Origin of the sequence: Algibacter sp. L3A6, from assembly GCF_009796825.1 — a bacterium.
Lineage (GTDB): Bacteria > Bacteroidota > Bacteroidia > Flavobacteriales > Flavobacteriaceae > Algibacter.
This window is the reverse complement of sequence record NZ_CP047030.1, coordinates 2220868-2243016: the sequence shown is the minus strand read 5'-3', so window position 1 is coordinate 2243016 and position 22149 is coordinate 2220868. Positions and strand designations below refer to the sequence as shown.

Genomic DNA, 22149 nt, shown 5'->3' with positions numbered 1-22149 from the left:
TGATTACTTTTGGTAACTTAGTAATTAATAATAAATAAATTAAAATGGGACACAATATAAAACCAGGTGTAGCTACAGGCCTAGAAGTACAAGCAATTTTTAACCATGCAAAAGCAAACGGTTATGCTTTACCAGCAGTAAACGTTATTGGATCGGACACTATTAATGGTGTTTTAGAAACTGCAGCAGAATTAAATGCTCCAGTAATTATTCAATTTTCTAATGGTGGTGCGCAATTTAACGCAGGTAAAGGTTTAAGCAACGATGGTCAAAAAGCAGCTATTGCAGGTGCTGTTGCAGGTGCAAAACATGTACACACTTTAGCAGAAGCTTATGGTGTTCCAGTAATTTTACATACCGATCACTGTGCTAAGAAATTATTACCTTGGATCGACGGTTTATTAGATGCTAGTGAAATACACTTCAAAGAAACTGGAAAATCTTTATTCAGTTCTCACATGATTGACCTTTCTGAAGAGCCAATCGAAGAAAACATCGAAATCTGTAAAACATACCTAGAAAGAATGTCTAAAATGGGCATGACTTTAGAAATTGAATTAGGTATTACAGGTGGTGAAGAAGATGGTGTAGACAACTCTGACGTAGATGATTCTAAATTATACACACAGCCAGAAGAAGTAGCTTACGCTTACGAAGAATTAAGTAAAGTAAGTCCTCAATTTACAATTGCAGCAGCTTTTGGAAATGTACACGGTGTTTACAAGCCAGGTAACGTTAAGTTGACTCCGAAAATATTAAAAAATTCTCAAGAGTTTATTACAAAAAAATATGGTGTTGAAGAAAACCATATCGATTTTGTATTCCACGGTGGATCTGGATCTACAGTAGAAGAAATTAGAGAAGGTATTAGCTACGGTGTAATTAAAATGAATATTGATACAGATTTACAATATGCATTCATGGAAGGTATCCGTGATTACATGGGTGGAAAATCTGAATATTTAAAAGCACAAATTGGAAACCCTGATGGTTCTGATTCTCCAAACAAGAAATTTTACGACCCAAGAGTTTGGTTACGTGAAGGTGAAAAAACCTTTATTGCACGTTTAAAGAAAGCTTTTGAAGATTTAAACAACGTAAACACTCTATAATATTATAGATTGTTTTATAACACATATTAAGGCTCTGCATATAGCAGAGCCTTTTTTTGTATATTATACTCTAAATCAAAAAATTAAAGGATAAAAGTCAATAAAATCACTTGGGCGTTACCACAAAATTAAAAAAAGGTTTAATTTTGCCGCCAGGCTTTCCGCTGTATCTTTTTATTTTTACTTAAAATCGCTTTGCATTTTAACTAAAAACAAAAAGGATGCCGCATCAATCCTTAACGCAGTTAACGGCTTAATATTAAAGCTTTAAACTTTAAAACACACATCACTATGTCTTGGTTTAAAAGAAAAACAAAAGGTATTACTACAACTACGGAAGAGAAAAAAGACACTCCAAAAGGACTGTGGTACAAATCTCCAACAGGTAAAATTGTAGATGCCGAAGAATTAGAAAAAAACTTTTACGTAAGTCCAGAAGATGGATATCACGTTAGAATAGGAAGTAAAGAATATTTTGAAATCCTTTTTGATGATAATAAATTTAAAGAACTAGATAAAAACCTAGACTCTAAAGATCCATTAAAATTCGAGGATACTAAAAAATATCCAGACCGCTTAAAAGCCGCTCAAGAAAAAACAAAACTAAAAGATGCCGTACGTTGCGCTGTTGGTAAATCTAAAGGAAAAGATTTAGTAGTAGCTTGTATGGATTTTGCTTTTATTGGAGGTTCTATGGGTAGTGTTGTAGGAGAGAAAATTGCACGTGCTGCAGATTACGCCTTAAAAAACAAATTACCCTTAATGGTTATTTCTAAATCTGGAGGTGCTAGAATGATGGAAGCTGCATTGTCATTAATGCAATTAGCTAAAACATCTGTTAAGCTTGCACAATTAGCCGATGCTGGTTTACCATACATATCTTTATGTACAGACCCAACTACGGGAGGTACAACAGCATCTTTTGCTATGCTAGGTGATATCAACATAGCCGAGCCTGGTGCGTTAATTGGTTTTGCAGGACCTAGAATTGTTAGAGATACTACTGGAAAAGAATTACCAGAAGGTTTTCAAACTTCAGAATTTTTACTAGAACATGGTTTCTTAGATTTCATTACTCTAAGAAAAGATTTAAAAGACAGAGTAAATCTATATGTAGATTTAATTACAAATCAACCATTAAGATCATAAACTAAAAAAAGCGAGCCAAACGGCTCGCTTTTTTTATATACTATAAATACTCTTAATATTATCTTTAAGTTAAAACAAACCCTTTAAACGGCTTTCTTAAGGGATACTGAGAACTCTGTCCCTTTCCCTAATTCACTTTTCACATCAATTTTACCTCCAAGCGATTCAATATGGTTTTTGGTTATAAATAAACCAACACCTCGCGCATCTTTATGTTTATGGAATGTTTTATACATTTTAAAAAGTTGGTCTCCATGAGTCTCCATATCGATTCCCAAACCATTATCCTTAAAAGTGATTACAATAAAATCTTTATTTATTTCACTAAACAGCAACACCTCTGCTATTCTATCTTTAGCGCTATACTTTAAAGCATTGGTTAAAAAATTCAAAATGATACTATCTAAAAAAGCTGGTATGGCTAAAACCGCATGTTTAGGATCTACATTATTCTCAATTTTACATTTTATGTTTTTTGCTAAACCACTAACATTATAAATAGCCTTATTACAATATTCATGAAGGTTTAAAGATTTAACCTCCTCTTTGTTCATTGATTTTATTTTGGCAACTTCACTTAAGTGAGATACCGTATCATTTAAATTCTTAATAGATTTCTTTAAATAATCAAAATTCTCACTTTTACAGGCATCAACGGTTCCTTCTTCCGCAGATATAAAACCAACTAATGTTTCCAAATTAGAAGAATGCGTTCTTAAATTATGTGTAACAATATCTGCAAAATTTGATAATCTATTATTTTGTTCTTTACTTAAATCTAGTAAAATTTTCAGCTCCTCTTGGTCCAATTTTTGTTGAGAGATATCATGTATTTCAGAAATAAAATACTCAGGCTCATCTTTATCATCTCTTACTAATGATACCGAAAGTCTTACCCAGACAATAGATCCATTTTTATGAAAATAGCGCTTCTCGATAGTATAATTAGAAATATCGCCACGAAGTAAAGCGCGCATAGCTCCTAAATCTTTATTAAGATCCTCTTTATGTGTAATATCTTGAAAGGTTTTTGTGTAGAGTTCTTCCTTAGAATAACCCAAATATTTTACGATACTATCATTAACCTTTATCCACTCACCGCGCATACCAACAATGGCGAGACCGCCCATGGCATAATTAAAAATGTTCTCAAATAGTTTATGTCTTGAAAAACTAATAGCCATAAATTGCGCGTTAACTTATACAAGGAGAAAAGTTAAATGTTTTTTTTCAATTACGGAAAGATTTAATCAATTAATATCGTAATTTACTTACGCAATATGCTTTAGCCTAGATTATACTTACTTAACGTTTTATTTGATATACGAGCAACACAAAAAAAACGAGCCATCTTCAGAATGAAAATAGCTCGTTTTTTATATTAAACTATGGTATTACACTTAATTTTTACCAGGTTTTTTATCTACTTTATGCAACGGTGCCACACTTGGATCTAGTGCAGTAACATTGGTTCCGCCACTTACAATAATAAATTTCGATCTACGATTACGTTGATGCTTTTCTTCACTACAGTTATTTGTATTTGCATCATCACAGTTATTTAATAATTGATCTTCTCCATAACCTATAGCGCTCTCTATACGTGCTTTTGCAATACCCCTAGTGTATAAATAGTATTGCGTGAACTTCGCTCTTTTATCAGACAACTCTCTGTTGTAAGCTTTAGACCCGCGACTATCTGTATGAGATTCAATTTTAATAACCATATCAGAATGGTTGTTCATTACTGTAACAATCTTCTCCAATTCATATTCTGCATCGTCTCTAACGATGTATTTATCAAAGTCGAAGAAAATTGGGTTAATCACAATTTCATTTCCAACTATTAAGGCTTTCAGCACTAAATCAGCTTGATTTATCTTACCTCTTTCAGATTTGGTTACAACAGTTTCTTGATCTGAGACATAATCTAATTTAGAACCTATAACAGTGTACTCACTATCGCAAGCAACTTTAGTAAACGTATAATTTCCGCCAACATCACTAAGTACCTCTTTCAAAACTTTACCACTTGCATCAATTAATTTAACTGTTGCTTCCGGCAAAATTGATTTACTTAAGCTGTCGGTTACAACACCAACTATACTTTGTAAACAAGGAGATGTAGAACCAAAGCTATAAACATCATCATCTCCTTTACCGGTTGTTCTATTTGATGAGAAATAACCAGAATTTTCATCTTTCAATGTAAAGGCAAAATCGTCCATATTACTATTAATAGACTCTCCTAAATTATAAACTTTGTTTTCTTCTTTATTATTTAAATCTGTTTTATAAATATCTAAAAGACCAAAACCAAAACGCCCGTTAGAAGAAAAATACAAGGTATTATCTTCACTTATAAAAGGGAACATTTCCATACCCTCTGTATTAATTCCAGAGCCTAAGTTTTTTGGAATTCCATACTGATTTTTATCGATATCTAAGATTACTTTAAAAAGATCAGTCTCTCCTATCGCTCCTGGCATATCAGACACAAAGTAAAGTTCTTTTTCATCTAAACTTAAAGTAGGATGCCCAACTGAATACTCATCACTATTAAAAGGCAGTTCTCTTTCGTTAACCCACTCTCCATCTTCTAAATCGGCTCTGTATAATTTTAAATTTGTAGTCTTGTCTTTGGCTTTTCTTAATTTTTTACCATGATAATTATCTCTAGTAAAAAACATAGTTTTTCCATCTTTACTAATTACTAAAGTCGCCTCGTGATACTTTGTATTCACATCTCCTTTTAGATAATCTAATTCACTTAGCTGTGCATCTTCTCCTACATTACCTTTGTAAACATTTAAAAAAGGCTGACGGTTCCATTTATATATTTTTTTACTTTTCCCAGAAAATGGTTGTGTTGAAAAAACAAAAAGTGAACTATCTTTTACAAAGCCATTAAAATCTGAATAGCTTGTATTTATATCTAAGTTTGTGATGTTATTATAGGTTATATTATTTTCATCTTCTACCAAACCTAATAACACCTGTTTTGCTCTAACATCATCTTTCTCTAAAAGTGCATACTGAGAAAACATCTCTTTAGCTAACTCCTTTTCGCCTAAAGCATTTAGCGTTAATCCGTATTTATAATAATATTCGCTATCTAACTGTACTTTATATTTATCGAAAAGTAACGCATACCAAAATTGTGCTTCCGTTACATCTGCGTTGTTATAATAAGAATCTGCTAAGCGTTGCAGGGTAATTTGTGAAGAGTCACCTTTTTTAACTATATCACCATATAATTGGGCAGATTTAACATAGGCGAATTCATTAAAATAGCGCTCTGCTACAATTTTACTTTGACCAGACATACCAGAAAAAGCAAAGCAAAAACCTATAATTAATAGTATCTTAATTTTGTTCATAATATAATTTTTAGAAGAATCTTGGAGATTTAATTTTTCCTTGTCTTAAGATATTGAATCTTAACATAATTTCGTGCGATCCGCTTGTGTACTCATTTATTGGAGTTGTTGCATAATCATAAGCATACCCAACAAATAATTCGGGAGATATTTGAAAACCAGCCAAACCACTAACAGAACCATTCCATCTATAGGCTAAACCTAAAGTTAGCTTTTCATTAAACAAAAAGTTAGCAGAAAGATCTACCGATATTGGGGCACCGGAAACACCTTTTCCTAAAAAAGCTGGTTTAAACTTTAAATTCTCACTTAAATCGAACACATATCCACCTATTAAAAAGACATGCAAGCGCTCTTCTGCCACACTTTGGATAAACTCATCATAATGCTGCGAACTAATAATATTAGGAACCGAAAGGCCTAAATACCATTTGGTATCATGATGATAAAAAATACCACCACCTATAGAAGGTAAAAACTTAGAATCTATATTTTCTAAATTAGGATCATTCATTTGCTCAGCCGTTCCTTTAGAAAAATCAACATCTAAAAATCTAACACCGGCTTTAATACCAAATGATAAATTAGTTTCTAAGCCAACAGGAATGGTGTATGAAAAATTCCCGTCAAAATAAACTTCGTTAGATGGGCCTAATTCATCTTGAATAATATTTAGACCTAAACCAACACGTTCTCCTGCCTGAGTTTCCAAACCAAATGTTATTGTTTTTGGAGCTCCATCGACACCTACCCATTGTGTACGATACAACCCTGTGGCAGTAAAATCTCCACCCGTACCAGCATAACCTGCATTTACACTCATGGTATTGTACATATACTGCGTATACTGAGGGTCTTGTTGTGCTTCTACTTCTTCTACAACAAAAGAGAAGAAGCAAAACAGCACTAAGAGTTTTAATATATTATGTTGTATTTCCATTTTTAATTTTTTAATAATTTACGTATTCAACTCTTATTAGTTTATGTATAACCATCCTATTCTTGGCTCGTCTCCTTGTCCTAAATCTAAAACGTAGTAGTAAGTTCCTACTGGTACTTTATCTTCTTCATTTACTGTTCTAGGTCCGTTTGACACACCATCCCAAGTGTTATTATATCCGCTGGCAGTATACACTTCATACCCCCATCTGTTATAAATTTTTAAGGTATTTTTTGGATAGTTCTCAATACAATCAATAGTGAAATAATCATTTATTCCATCAACATTATGCGGAGTGAATGTACTATATACTTCAATACATGTTGTTGAAAGCACAACTCCTAAAGTAACTTCATCTGTATCATTATCATTATATAGATCTACCTGATCGACACTTAACACTGAAGCTACGTTTGTATAATCTGTAGCGTTTAAGACTCTAACCGTGATTTCTAATAATTCTACACCATTATACTCTAAAGCATCTATTGACCATAAACCAGAGGTTTCATCATAAACTCCAGATGTTATTAAGTGAGAAATATATTCGTAACCACTAGGTAATATATCTTCAATTATAATGTTAGTTCCATCTTGAGGACCAAAGTTTTGAGCAGTGATTGTGAAAGTCACTTCATCATTTACAAGAGCAGATTCTACACTTGCTTCTTTTGTTACACCAATATCGGATGCAGGCTCAAGTGTATTTACATCTATACAATCTGCACAAGTTGGATCAGGATCCATAGTATCACTTGTTACAGTTACTGCATTGATTAAATCTCCCGTAAACTCAAATGGCACACTTAACGTAACTGTGTAAGTTATTGAATCTCCATCTAAGAATAAATCGATTGTATCAGTCAATGCTCCCGTTCCACTTGTTCCGTTATCTCCAACCCATGTCGCATCAATAATACCTACTGGTAATGGATCGCTAACTATTACATTAGCGGCATCACTTGGACCATTGTTGGTTACAGTAATTGTATAAACTACATCTGTACCTGCTATATAAGTTGCTTCTCCATCATCTTTTACAGTTACAATATCTGCCATTGGAATTGGTAATACTGTTACTGTTGGACCATCTGGTTCTCCATCACCTTCAACATCTGTTGTATCCGTATCATTAGGATCATCTGATATATCAGTTACTGGATTTCCATAAGGATCGATTCCGTTTGCTGTTGCTGTATTTTCAATACGACCTGCAGCAATATCTGCATCTGTAATTTTGTAATCGAATGTATATACACCTACTTGACCAGGGAATAATAATGGCGACACTATTGGTGCATCTATGACCCCTAACATAGTATCTGTAACTGTAATTCCTTCTATGATTGCATTTCCAGTATTCACTACTGTGAATGTATAAGTAATAGCATCACCTTCTTCTACAACACCATCTCTACCTATATCAATAGTTGCGGTTTTTCTCAATTCCATTTGTGGACTTGTTAATGGTGTTACTGTACAGTCTGGACATGTAGGATCGTATGCTGGATGCGACGAACCAACTGGTGTTGGATCTTCCGACTCATCGCTAACAGAACCTTCACTTGTTGTTCCATTTGCTACTGCTACGTTGTATACAACTCCCGCATCTAAATCTGCTTGAGTAAGGGCATATTCATAAGTTACAGTTCCTATAGATCCAGGTGTTAAATCTGCTGGCGAAACAGGTAAACCTGTAACCCCTAGTTTTGCATCATCAACAGTTAATCCTGTTACATCAATATTCCCTGTGTTTCTAACAGTAAATGTATAAGTAATAATTTCTCCTACTTCTACAACATTATCTCCATCTGCATCGGCATATACTCCATCCTTAGTTAATTCTAAATGAGGACTTTTTAACAATGTGACTGTTGGAGCATCTGCTTCACCATCACCTTCTATATCTGTTGTGTTCGTATCATTAGGATCATCTGATATATCGCTTACTGAATCTCCATAAGGATCTGTTCCATTTGCAGTTGCCGTATTTTCAATTCTTCCTGCTAAAATATCTGCAGCAGTAATGGCATAATCGAACTCAATTGTTCCTGTTTCCGTAGGGTCTAATGTTCCTGATATTATCGCTAAATTAGACACACCTAGCATAACATCTGAAACTGTAATATTACTTACTGTAACATCTCCTGTGTTTTCAACAGTAAATGTATATGTAATAATATCACCTTCATTCACACGGCCATCTACTCCTCTATCTACAACTGCAGTTTTTAACAACTCAATCATTGGGTAAACATTAGGGTTTACTGTGATATAAACCGTTGCTTGATCACAGGCTTGTGGTACTCCATTATCACAAACTTCATATACAAAACTATCTGTTCCGCTAAAGTCTGGGTTTGGTGCGTAAACAAACGTACCATCAAGGTTTAACACTAATGTTCCGTTCTCAACACCAGTAACTGGTATTGTGTTCACCGTTGGTGTATCGCCTTCTGGATCGGTATCATTATCTAATACGTTACCTGTGATATCCATATTTGGATTACCGTTATAAGCATCATCATTAGCATAAGTATCATTATCTATTCCGTTTGATGGATCTACAGTTACAGTTACCGTAGCTGTATCACAAGCTTGTGGGCTACCTGTATCGCAAACCTCGTATGTGAATGTATCTTCACCTACAAAACCGGCATCTGGTGTATAAGTAATAGTTCCATCTGCATTTTCTACTATCGTTCCGTTTACTGGGTCGGTAATCGATCCTGGAGTTATACTTAATGGATCACCTTCTGGATCAACGTCATTTGCTAAAACAACAACATCTACAGGACTTCCTGCTTCCGTTGTAGCAGTATCACTATTAGCAATTATTTCGTTCTCCGCTGTATTTGGATCGGCCAAAACTTTAATAGTCACCGTAGCCGTATCACAAGCTTGTGGGAAACCATCATCACATACAGTGTAAGTGAAGGTATCTGTTCCGGTAAACCCTTCAGCTGGTGTGTAAACATAATCACCATTTGGACTCATAACTACAGTTCCGCCTTCCGTACTTAACGGACTATAATCTGACACTGTTTGCGTATCGCCTTCAGCATCGATATCATTAGTAATCACATTTCCATTTACTGCTACGTCTTTAAATGTATTATTAACGTCATTGATTGCATCCGTCGTTACAACAATATAAGTAATCGTTACCGTCGCATCGTTAGATTGATTGCCATCATTATCTTCTACATTATAACTGATAACTGTTGGGTCTTCTGTAAATGTTGTTAACGGTGTGAAAGTGATTGCTCCTGTGGTTTCATCTACACTCCATGTTCCTTCGTTTGGTACTGCGAAACTTGTAATGTCACCATTAGCATCCGTTACGATACTTGTTGCGCCTACTGGTGCTACTAAACTTACCGTTGTTGCATCTAATTCTCCATCAGGATCTGAATCTGCTAAGCCACCATTTGTTACTAATGGGTCGATGCTTACTGCGCCTGCCGCATTGGCTAAGCTCTCATCATTCTCTGCTGTTGGTGATTCTATAACGTAATCTACTGTTACCGTTGCGGTATCACTTAAACCTGTTTGGGTTTCTGTTAAGGTATATTCTATTGGCGTTGGATCGTTTGTGAAACCTGTTTCTGGTGTGAATGTTAAATCATCCGTTGCTGGATCGTAAACCCATGTTCCTTCGTTTGGCACCACTAAGGTTAATGGATCACCGTCACCATCTGAATCTGTTGGATCTAGACTAATTACAGCGTTTCCTGTTAATGGTGTGGTATCGACTACACTGCCATCACTTAAAGTATCATTCCCTGAGATGTTTGGTATAATAGCATCGGTTCCTGTCACTTGGTTAGCAACACTATTGTCTTCAGCTACTGGTGGTACTTCATCATAAGTTACCGTGATATTCGCTGCATTTGATGTATTACCCTCTGCATCTTCTACTGTATATGTAATCGCTGTTGGATCCGTGGTGAAGCCTACTTCTGGTGTAAAAGTTAATACGCCTGATGCATCTACACTCCATGTCCCTTCGTTTGGAACGACTAAAGTCGTCTCTTGAGTGCCTGGAGTGGATGGATCTAAATCTATTGTACTTGCTACAATCGTATCGCCATTAGTATCGTCTGATACAATATTGAATACCGCTGGACTACCTACTGTATTGCCATCGCTTACATTGTCTTCTGCTACTGGTAAATAATCGATTGTAACCGTCGCATCATTAGATTGATTGCCATCATTATCTTCTACATTATAACTGATAACTGTTGGGTCTTCTGTAAATGTTGTTAACGGTGTGAAAGTGATTGCTCCTGTGGTTTCATCTACACTCCATGTTCCTTCGTTTGGTACTGCGAAACTTGTAATGTCACCATTAGCATCCGTTACGATACTTGTTGCGCCTACTGGTGCTACTAAACTTACCGTTGTTGCATCTAATTCTCCATCAGGATCTGAATCTGCTAAGCCACCATTTGTTACTAATGGGTCGATGCTTACTGCGCCTGCCGCATTGGCTAAGCTCTCATCATTCTCTGCTGTTGGTGATATAGCATCATAATCTACTGTTACCGTTGCGGTATCACTTAAACCTGTTTGGGTTTCTGTTAAAGTATATTCTATTGGCGTTGGATCGTTTGTGAAACCTGTTTCTGGTGTGAATGTTAAATCATCCGTTGCTGGATCGTAAACCCATGTTCCTTCGTTTGGCACCACTAAGGTTAATGGATCACCGTCACCATCTGAATCTGTTGGATCTAGACTAATTACAGCGTTTCCTGTTAATGGTGTGGTATCGACTACACTGCCATCACTTAAAGTATCATTCCCTGAGATGTTTGGTATAATAGCATCGGTTCCTGTCACTTGGTTAGCAACACTATTGTCTTCAGCTACTGGTGGTACTTCATCATAAGTTACCGTGATATTCGCTGCATTTGATGTATTACCCTCTGCATCTTCTACTGTATATGTAATCGCTGTTGGATCCGTGGTGAAGCCTACTTCTGGTGTAAAAGTTAATACGCCTGATGCATCTACACTCCATGTCCCTTCGTTTGGAACGACTAAAGTCGTCTCTTGAGTGCCTGGAGTGGATGGATCTAAATCTATTGTACTTGCTACAATCGTATCGCCATTAGTATCGTCTGATACAATATTGAATACCGCTGGACTACCTACTGTATTGCCATCGCTTACATTGTCTTCTGCTACTGGTAAATAATCGATTGTAACCGTCGCATCATTAGATTGATTGCCATCATTATCTTCTACATTATAACTGATAACTGTTGGGTCTTCTGTAAATGTTGTTAACGGTGTGAAAGTGATTGCTCCTGTGGTTTCATCTACACTCCATGTTCCTTCGTTTGGTACTGCGAAACTTGTAATGTCACCATTAGCATCCGTTACGATACTTGTTGCGCCTACTGGTGCTACTAAACTTACCGTTGTTGCATCTAATTCTCCATCAGGATCTGAATCTGCTAAGCCACCATTTGTTACTAATGGGTCGATGCTTACTGCGCCTGCCGCATTGGCTAAGCTCTCATCATTCTCTGCTGTTGGTGATTCTATAACGTAATCTACTGTTACCGTTGCGGTATCACTTAAACCTGTTTGGGTTTCTGTTAAGGTATATTCTATTGGCGTTGGATCGTTTGTGAAACCTGTTTCTGGTGTGAATGTTAAATCATCCGTTGCTGGATCGTAAACCCATGTTCCTTCGTTTGGCACCACTAAGGTTAATGGATCACCGTCACCATCTGAATCTGTTGGATCTAGACTAATTACAGCGTTTCCTGTTAATGGTGTGGTATCGACTACACTGCCATCACTTAATGTATCATTCTCTGAGATGTTTGGTATAATAGCATCGCTTCCTGTCACTTGGTTAGCAACACTATTGTCTTCAGCTACTGGTGGTACTTCATCATAAGTTACCGTGATATTCGCTGCATTTGACGTATTACCCTCTGCATCTTCTACTGTATATGTAATCGCTGTTGGATCCGTGGTGAAGCCTACTTCTGGTGTAAAAGTTAATACGCCTGATGCATCTACACTCCATGTCCCTTCGTTTGGAACGACTAAAGTCGTCTCTTGAGTGCCTGGAGTGGATGGATCTAAATCTATTGTACTTGCTACAATCGTATCGCCATTAGTATCGTCTGATACAATATTGAATACCGCTGGACTACCTACTGTATTGCCATCGCTTACATTGTCTTCTGCTACTGGTAAATAATCGATTGTAACCGTCGCATCATTAGATTGATTGCCATCATTATCTTCTACATTATAACTGATAACTGTTGGGTCTTCTGTAAATGTTGTTAACGGTGTGAAAGTGATTGCTCCTGTGGTTTCATCTACACTCCATGTTCCTTCGTTTGGTACTGCGAAACTTGTAATGTCACCATTAGCATCCGTTACGATACTTGTTGCGCCTACTGGTGCTACTAAACTTACCGTTGTTGCATCTAATTCTCCATCAGGATCTGAATCTGCTAAGCCACCATTTGTTACTAATGGGTCGATGCTTACTGCGCCTGCCGCATTGGCTAAGCTCTCATCATTCTCTGCTGTTGGTGATATAGCATCATAATCTACGGTTGCCGTTGCGGTATCACTTAAACCTGTTTGGGTTTCTGTTAAGGTATACTCAATTGGAGTTGGATCATTGGTATAATTAGATGTAAATCCATCTACTATAGTTTCTGGAGTAAAAACAAGCTCACCAGTTGATGTATTATAGTTCCAAGTTCCTTCGCCTGGTACCACTAAGACATCTTGATCTCCTGCTGTGTTAGGGTCTAAATCTACTGTTGTATTTAATACTGTAGCTGTAGTTATTCCATCACCTAATAAATCATTAGATAAAATATTTATCGGTGTACTTGGTTGAGTAGTTGTATTACCCGAATTACTATCTGCATTAGCTACTGGTGGCTCAATAACCACAATAGTTACTACTGCATCAGCACTACAATTTGAAGGATTTAACTCCTCACAAATATTATAGTTAATGGTATATCGTCCTGCCGGTGTTCCTGCTGGCACACTAACATCTCCTGTTAATGGATCAACTTCTGGAACTATTCCCGTTGCAGGAACTGGTCCTGAACCTCCATCAAAAAACATTCCTGATGTTAAAGTAATGTCGATTTCATTGATATCTGTTGCTACTCCATTTAGAGTATCATCACCTGTACCCGCTAATATGTTACCCAAATTAGCGTTTCCATCTTCACTAAGCACCGGGCTTGCAGTATAATCATCATTTGTAGCAACTATTGCTGGTGCCTCTACGACTACAGTTACTGTTGCATTACTACAATTACTTGAATTTCCTATTTCACAAATAGTATATGGAATAGAATATGTTCCTGCTGGTGTTCCTGCTGGTACACTTACATCTCCAGACGCACTAATAATTGGAGCTGTTCCTGTAATTGGATTACCATTTACAGTTGCAGGTGTTGGGTACGTTATCGCTACATCTGCCGTAGTAACAGGATCTCCATTTAAAGAATCGTCTCCTGTACCAGTTAATATATTTCCTAGGTTAGTATTCCCTTCGAAACCATTTACCCCTGAATAATTATCGTTTGCTGCCGCAATTACTAATGAATTAACAGAAACAGTAGCATCTAAAACATCCCCTGCTATAAGTGTATCATCGGTATAATCTCCAGAAGCTGCAGTTGTTGTATTAGTCACTGTACCACCTGCGGCTTCTGCATTAATGTTAGCTGTTATCTCTAATGAAGCCGAACTACCGCTAGCTATTTCACCTACAGTCCATAGGCCTGTAACTCGATTGTATGTTCCACTACTATTATCACTTACGTAAGCTACATTATTTGGCAATACATCTGATAAGGTCACATTCTTATCAACACTACTACCTATATTACTTACATTAATAGTAAACACAACATCTTGACCAATTGACGCCGTAGTAGGCGAAACGGATTTTGTAGTTACTAAATCTGCAACACAGTCTGTTATGGTGTACGCAATAGTTATGGCATCTGTTCTACAACCTGTAACTGTATTTTCTACGGTTGCATATATATTACCTGTTCCTGCAGGATACAACTCTGTTGATGTCCAAATACCACTTGTATTTGGTAAATTGGCAGGTGTTGTTAACGCTGCATTTTTCCAAATTTTAATAATTTCATCATCACTTAAAGTATTCCCAAATGTTACTGATAAATATTCATCTGAACAAATTTCTAGTTCACTAGAAGATATTACCGGATCTTCTATATATCCTACAGTAACATCTACTGTATCTGTAGAAGTACATCCGCCAGGACGTGTAATTTCCACTTGATATGTAAAGGTTGTTGTTGCCGCTAATTTTGGCCCTCCATAAACGAAATTTGGTTGAGCTGTTGTTGGAGCATCTAAATACGTAATATCATCAGTTGCTGTTAACCCTGTCCATACATAAGTATAATCTGGGTTATTAGGCGAACCTAATTCAACACTACTACCTGCATAAGCTTCGCAAACTGGTACATTTGAACCTCCAATACCAGTTAACACACTTGGCGACCCCATACTTACACTTGCAGGCACACAAATACAAGGATTTTCGTCTACCTTCATTACTAATAAAATATTACAAGCCTGAGTTGGAGTAGCTGTAAACTGAATACTTTCTGAAATTGATCCTCCAGCCGGTATCGCAGATGTGATAATATGACTACCTAATTCTAAATCGCCAGCATCATAAACACCATCTAGATTCACATCAAAATATGCTCCAATAGTTGCAGGTGCAGTCACCTCAACATCAGAAGTATTATCAATTGTAAAGGCTGCTGTTATTAATTCATCTAAAACAGTTACACTTCCTATTGCAGAGTCTAAATTAATAACGACTGCCGCCTTTTTGATATCTAAAGATTCGCTAGACGTACCTGTGGCAATTAAGTTACCACCACAAGATGTACCTCCACAACTAGCACCTGTATCATTTTGTATGTACGCAAGATAACTTACTGTAGCATCCTCTTCGCAATATCCCGCATCTGGTATGATATCGAATTCGAATTCAGTTTGATCTTGATCCAACAAACCTGAAGGATATTTAACAATTAACTCATTAGGTGATGAACTTACATATGTTAAAACGTTAGCTCCAAGATTAACAAACGACCCATCTACATATGTTACTCCCGTTGGTAACACCACTCTTCCGTAATCAAAATCACCAGTACTAGCCCCTGGACTAGATGGTAACTCTGAGATTGTCGTAAAAATATTAATTGTTTCTTGAGATGAACAACCATCAATATGCCCTCCATCAGGATTTGCAAAATCTGGTAAAGATATTGTTGACAAAGCATCGTAAGTAGCGTCTAAGCCTATTATTTCAATTCCGTTTGATACTGACTTACTACCATTACCAACGGTTGGTTCTCCACAAGGTACATCTCCAGAAACAGTAAAAGTTAACGGTGAATTAGAAACAAAATCACATGTTGTTTGCAATGTATACCTAACAATTACTTTTCTATCATTTACAGAAGGCCCTACAGCTCCCGTACCAGGAATACCTCCATATAGAGGAGTCATTGCTGAATGAATAATAGGAGAAACATAAGTATCACCTCTAGATATCGTGCTCACTAAGTCCTCCCAGTTATTACTACCTGCAGGATATTCGGCTTCAATCTTTGTTATACTCACTGCACTTGCTCCATTAAACAGAGTTAATGATGATTCCGGATTAATGGTTGTCGCTACTTGAGCACTACTATATTCCACATCATAAATAATAGTATCACACATTGCAAAAGGACCTACTGGCTGAGGCTCAGCTATAGTTTGCTGTACTTGGCCAGCAGCAGGTTGCAATGTTAATTGTACAGTATTATCATAACAAACCGATGACACATCTCCATAGTTTGTTGGGTATGCATCACAATCCCAACCTAAACTAAAATCTACAGGAACATCGGTACAACTAGTATAAGTTGCACTAACTCTAATATCTTTTGTTTCTCCTGCATCTAAATTACCTATTTCTACATAACTATCGTCTCCAACTTGTACAATATTTAATGGTATTGATGAAGAAGTAATATCTTCCGCCCCTACTATGGTTATATTAGAATTTGCAGGTATTTTAATCCAGTTAAAACCTACATCTCCAGTAGAAGAACTATTGTTAACTACTCTGAGATCAAAATCTGCTTCAGGACCAAACCCTACAATAATAGCACTTGATAAAGGCTGAAAAATAAAAGTTGGTTTTGTGTAATATAATCTTGCTGACGGTGTTCTTGTTAATAGTTGTTCCGGCAAAGGTGTTTCGGTATAAGCCATATGCTGAACAATACTTGTAGATGTTATAATAGGAATAGGTAATCCTTCCGAAGCATCTTTTAATTCACAACTACCTTTTACTAGTACCTGCATTCTATAACTAACAGATGATGTTTGATTCTGATCTCTGTATCCAGCCGCTCTATTTGGTGTTACCGTATAAGTATTCACTCCTGGCGTACCAAGCGCTGGAGAAATATCTAATTCTCCCGTGCTCACATAAAAATAGCCCTCATTATTATATTGCCTAACATCCAATATTTTCGCTCCATCCGGAATTGTAATTTCCGTAGATTGAATCATGGTAGTTGGTCTATATTCTCCAGTATGTAAATGTGGTGAATTTGAACGCGTATAATCATTTATAAGGTTTGCCCAAACTTCAGCACAATATTCAAATGTACTATTTGCAACTCCGTAAGATAAGTTATCAGGTCTTAAGTAAGCTACTTGATCACCCCAATCAAAACAGCTTAGTCTTTCATTTGGTATGCCATCATTATCATTATCATTTGCTACATTACTTGTACTTCCTGTTAATGTTTCATCAACATAATATCGACCTCTAAAACCTGATAAAATGTGGTATCCAAAATTAGTATAAGTATCTGTAGTAAACTTATATTTAAAATTCACTTCAAACGTGTCTTGATCCTCTATTAACCCACCAACTATAGGATCTGAAAGCGCACTCGACAAATCATAATCTAATGTATGAGTATTACCACTAGAAGTTACAATAGGCGCGCTTACCGGTAACTCCAGTGTTGTACTGCCTCCAAATTTAGTAATTACAATAGTACCAGAAACAAACTCTATATCATTTGCTCCTGCCGTTAACCCATCTGTAGTATAATTTTGTATAAAATGTAAGTTATCTGATGATAAGCTAGACATAAACCCAGAGGTTTCTACCACCATTTCATCTCCTGCTAAATATTTATCTAGTTCATAAACAGGTGAACCATCAGGATTCGTGCTTGTTAAATCTACTTTAGAAGTCATCGTATTATCTGACCAACCTGCTGTAATTCTATACGCATCTAAACCTGTAATATTTGGACCAGCACAAGGAGGATTACATGAATGTTCTATAATTGGTTCGAAGTTCCCACAATGAATATCTCTTTCAAACACTAGGTTTCCTCCAGGAGCATCGTATAATTTTAAACTAGTTTCATAAGAAATATTAATAACGCTAGTAACACCTCCTAATTCCAACTCTGCACAATTCATCACAAGAGGAAAACGTGCAAAAAAATCGCTAAACTCTCTAAGTGTAAAACCACTTAAGATATCAGTTGAAGTGTAAGAAATAACATTAGTACCAGCTTCTGGTAAACCAACAGTATAAGTACCATTTGCCTGACTAAATTCTGGAGGTGATCCTGCAACTAAATCTACACCTCTAGGCACTTCTATAGATACTGTAAACTCACTATCTCCGTTACTATTAATCATAGCATGATCATTATGATTAAAGTTTGAATACAAATAAGGCCTTAAAGCTACCTCAAAAGGCACAAGCTCCTCTATATCTGTATCCTGCTCGAAAACCGTAGCATTATTATAATCTCTAATAAAGTTATTATACCCTAAATCTACACCTTCAGTTGGTCTTGCAGAATCACATTGATCTTTGGTAAGCGCATCAACAAATACATGTTCCCATTGCATATAATCAAACCGACCTGTACCACAATTATTATCTCGAGGCAAAACCTCATAATCAAATTCAATTACAAAAGAATCTCCCGGAGCAAGATCGTCATAATAATTATCTCCATCAATATCTTGCAAGCCGCCTACACCATCAACATCTACATTTATATTGGTATTTGGCAACAATGCATGAGTTGAAGTAGTGGATGTGGAAGAATTATCTGACCCCCAATCTTCCGGTGTGAACGGAACCTGAACAGTTTCACTACCTAATGAAAAGTTACTAAAAGATCTAACATTATATCTAGTAGTTCCCCAGTGCGGGTTGTTATTATAGCTTGTAGTTCCAGATTGATTATTTGACCCCAGGGCTACATTAATTAAAATATCTTTTGCAAAACCAGCAGCAGCAGTTGCTGAAGCCGTATTAGTTATTTTTAACCTGACATGGTTTACACCTGATATGTTTCGATGATTTTCTAAAATATCAATATCTAATTCTGGATTATTAGCACCAAACAAAACATTTCCTTCTGTAATTTTTGATGATTGACAAGTCCACTCTACCTGATGTTGAATACCAGTATCTATACAATCTTTTAAAGTAAAACTCTCTTCAAAAACCAAAGACTCTCCTGCATCAAAAAAACCATTTCCATCCTCAAAACCAGGATTTCCTCCACTATAATTAGGGTTAGATGACAAATTAACAATGTAAGTATTTGTTGTTACCCCCGCGCCATCTGTACTGGTTGTGCTAGGAGGAATAACATTTCCTAAATAAGAAAAAGAATACGCGTTAACACTAGATCCTAATTTAATAGTATGCAATACTTCTTGAACTCCTGCATTACCTCCATTAAAATCGGTTACTTCTCTGGTATGAACAAAAGAACCGACGGTACCATTTACTGGTGTTATATTACTTATAGATACCGAAGCTGCCAATAAATCATAATTAGCTAACAAAGCATTGGTATCTGTTGCTGTTTGAACACCCGGGAAGCCTGTTTTTACATAGCTAATTTCTGCTGTATCCTTAAATGTATTTCCGTCTTCTTTATAAGTAACAGCAGCACAACCAGCAGTTCTTTCGAAAGTAAATTGAATATAATCCCCTGCATCCCATAATTCTGTTTCTATTCCATTATTGAATATGGAAAATATAGGTGCATTTAAATCACTTATATCATCCTCTGCTAAAACATATACATTAGCTGAAGGCTGAACAGTAACATTATTATTATCAGTAATAGCAAAAGATGAAGGCGTATAAAGCACACCCGGAGGCAATTGAACCTTAACCCTGATAGAGTGTAATTGCTGAGGCGCACCTTTTATAGATTGCACTATAATCTCATTTGATGTTCCTAACGTTTTTAAAGCTTCAACAGAATTTTGTTGCCCGCTTACATACACTAACCTTACATCGCCGTTATTATTATCGGAACCACCTGCTCCAAATTGAGCAAATACAGAACCAAGTGTAAACATAAAAAAAGCTAAGAACAACATCATGTTTCTAGCTTGTTTTTGGTTAACCTTATCGAATTTTAAGGATTGTAATTTTGATTTCATATTTATTATCTATTAAATAATTTATTATTTAGGGAAAGAGCTTTAATTCTGCTTGCCTTATACTGTACTCTTAATTTTGGTGTATTTTAAACTGTAGATTTTTGGCATGTTTTTAAGATTAAGAAAACATCTTAAAATATTACCGCGCACAAAATACATGTAAATCATACCACAAAAATACATTTGCCTAATAGATTTTTCTAACTCAAAAAAAACAATAGAACACCTTAAAACGGACATTTCATCGATGTTATCACTTTTTTTAGACATGAACACCACAATTAATCTTATTTACCTTGTTAAATAAATCATAATTATTTGTTTGGTAATTTGAACAATATTTTTAACTTGTTGCTGTAAAGCAAGAGCTACATTTTATTGGAGTAAAAAACATAAAACTGAAATTAATGTGACTTACACAAACAAAATTGTGTCTTATAAAAAAAGCAATAATCTTGAGAACCTCAAAACACAACATTGATAGCGACATTTTTGATTTTACAGCCTATTTGAACCCAAATAGCCAACCTGAATATGTAGAGATAGAAGGTTTAAAAATCAAGATTTTAATTATAGAAGATAATTTGAGAATAAATCAAAATTACGACCAAATTCTAAGTCCTAATTTCGATTTTGTTTTTTCATTTAATAGCTTACAAGCTTTAGAAAGAACAAACCAAAATCAGTTTAATTTGATTTTGAGCAATGCTATAAAACCTATAGTAAATGGTGAAACATTAAAAAAAGAAGTTCTTAATTTCTCGAAAGACGTTAATAATGATGATGAAATTATTCCTGTTTTAATTATTACCACTAAAGATATAAAAGATGAAAGCTTAGAAGATTTAAACATGAACAACTATGTTATAAAACTTTCTAATCAAAAAAAAATAATATCTAAAATAAAGCTTTACACCAATAATCCAGACTCCTCTATAAAGGTTACAAAAAAGAAAAGTAACACCTTCCATGCTATACTAGATCTTATAAAAATCAACCTTTCTAAAGAAGATTTTAATGTTAATTTACTATCGCACAAAACAGGTTATAGCCAAAGACAATTATCTAGAATTGTAAAAGCAGAAACAAACAAAACGCCTGTAAAGCTAATATTAGAATTGCGCCTCAAAAAAGCATACGAATTATTATCTACCGATAAGAATATAAAAATAAAAGAAGTACAATACAGTATTGGCATAAACAGCTCATCGTACTTTAGTAAAAAGTTTAAAGAACAATTTGGTTATACGCCAAGCGACTTCTCAAACGCATCTTAGTTTTAGAATCTTTAGTTTATTATCCCCTTAAACATCATTGATCTTTAAAGATCAATGATGCTAAAAAAACACCTCTTTTCTACATAAAGCATACTTTGTTATGTAACCCAACTTAAACCTTTTACATATTCCTTAATATTAAAACGTTAAAAGGACAGCAAAAACTAGATAAAAAATTAGATAAATGCAAAAAAGTCTTATATTTGCACGCTTGAAAGAAAAACTTTCAAGCTACATAACAATCATTTACAATAATATTAGAATGTATTTATCTAAAGAAGAGAAACAAGAGATGTTTGCCAAACATGGCAAAAACAAAAGCGATACTGGTTCTGCAGAAGGACAAATTGCCTTATTTACACAAAGAATTGAGCACTTAACTCAACACTTAAAAAAGAATCGTAAAGATTATAACACTGAGCGTTCTTTAGTAATGTTAGTAGGTAAAAGAAGAAGCTTACTTGATTATTTAATCAAGAAAGATGTCTTAAGATATCGTGCAATAGTAAAAGAATTAGGATTAAGAAAATAATCTCAATAAAAAAACCACGCTTTTCAGCGTGGTTTTTTGTTATATATTAACTCGATTTGAACGAGTATAAATTTCAAATTATAAGAAGCTAGATCCCAAAACGAGTTTGGGACAAAAAGTTTTTCATTGGTCGCACACACACAACAACTACACACAACAACACAACGACCATTGTTTAACATAATTTGAGTAT

General features: G+C 35.4%; 8 protein-coding genes. 4 read left to right on the top strand and 4 right to left on the bottom strand.

Features of this window, described 5'->3' with window-relative positions; all coding sequences use genetic code 11:
• The first annotated feature begins 44 nt into the window (after nt 1-44).
• Both fbaA and accD read left to right on the top strand, forming a co-directional pair.
• A complete protein-coding gene (gene fbaA / locus GQR98_RS09330; RefSeq protein ID WP_159019273.1) occupies nt 45-1112 on the top strand; it encodes a class II fructose-bisphosphate aldolase in 1068 nt (355 codons plus the stop codon).
• A gap of 291 nt (nt 1113-1403) precedes the next feature.
• A complete protein-coding gene (accD, locus tag GQR98_RS09325) occupies nt 1404-2261 on the top strand; it encodes an acetyl-CoA carboxylase, carboxyltransferase subunit beta (protein WP_159019272.1) in 858 nt (285 codons plus the stop codon).
• Nucleotides 2262-2344: 83 nt separating this feature from the next.
• On the opposite strand, the gene GQR98_RS09320 is transcribed toward accD, so the two are convergent.
• From GQR98_RS09320 to GQR98_RS09305, 4 genes are all read right to left on the bottom strand, one after another.
• Nucleotides 2345-3445, bottom strand: a complete 1101-nt coding sequence (locus tag GQR98_RS09320) for a sensor histidine kinase (protein ID WP_159019271.1) — start codon at nt 3443-3445, stop codon at nt 2345-2347.
• A 216-nt stretch (nt 3446-3661) separates the two neighbouring features.
• A complete protein-coding gene (locus GQR98_RS09315) occupies nt 3662-5641 on the bottom strand; it encodes an OmpA family protein (protein ID WP_159019270.1) in 1980 nt (659 codons plus the stop codon).
• A gap of 10 nt (nt 5642-5651) precedes the next feature.
• A complete protein-coding gene (locus GQR98_RS09310; RefSeq protein WP_159019269.1) occupies nt 5652-6581 on the bottom strand; it encodes a type IX secretion system membrane protein PorP/SprF in 930 nt (309 codons plus the stop codon).
• Between the two features lie 36 nt (nt 6582-6617).
• Nucleotides 6618-20147 (bottom strand): tandem-95 repeat protein, encoded by a 13530-nt coding sequence (locus GQR98_RS09305; RefSeq protein WP_159019268.1) that lies wholly within the window; start codon nt 20145-20147, stop codon nt 6618-6620.
• A 455-nt stretch (nt 20148-20602) separates the two neighbouring features.
• On the opposite strand from GQR98_RS09305, the gene GQR98_RS09300 reads away from it, so the two are divergent.
• Both GQR98_RS09300 and rpsO read left to right on the top strand, forming a co-directional pair.
• Entirely contained in the window at nt 20603-21424 is an 822-nt protein-coding gene (locus GQR98_RS09300) for an AraC family transcriptional regulator (RefSeq protein WP_159019267.1), read from the top strand.
• A 262-nt stretch (nt 21425-21686) separates the two neighbouring features.
• Nucleotides 21687-21956, top strand: a complete 270-nt coding sequence (gene rpsO, locus GQR98_RS09295; RefSeq protein ID WP_159021130.1) for a 30S ribosomal protein S15 — start codon at nt 21687-21689, stop codon at nt 21954-21956.
• The last annotated feature ends 193 nt before the right edge of the window (nt 21957-22149 follow it).

What these genes read in the sequence shown, in the direction of transcription:
- fbaA (WP_159019273.1), top strand. Translation starts at nt 45, where the DNA reads ATGGGACACAATATAAAACCAGGTGTAGCTACAGGCCTAGAAGTACAA.
- accD (WP_159019272.1), top strand. Translation starts at nt 1,404, where the DNA reads ATGTCTTGGTTTAAAAGAAAAACAAAAGGTATTACTACAACTACGGAA.
- GQR98_RS09320 (WP_159019271.1), bottom strand. Translation starts at nt 3,445, where the DNA reads ATGGCTATTAGTTTTTCAAGACATAAACTATTTGAGAACATTTTTAAT.
- GQR98_RS09315 (WP_159019270.1), bottom strand. Translation starts at nt 5,641, where the DNA reads ATGAACAAAATTAAGATACTATTAATTATAGGTTTTTGCTTTGCTTTT.
- GQR98_RS09310 (WP_159019269.1), bottom strand. Translation starts at nt 6,581, where the DNA reads ATGGAAATACAACATAATATATTAAAACTCTTAGTGCTGTTTTGCTTC.
- GQR98_RS09305 (WP_159019268.1), bottom strand. Translation starts at nt 20,147, where the DNA reads ATGAAATCAAAATTACAATCCTTAAAATTCGATAAGGTTAACCAAAAA.
- rpsO (WP_159021130.1), top strand. Translation starts at nt 21,687, where the DNA reads ATGTATTTATCTAAAGAAGAGAAACAAGAGATGTTTGCCAAACATGGC.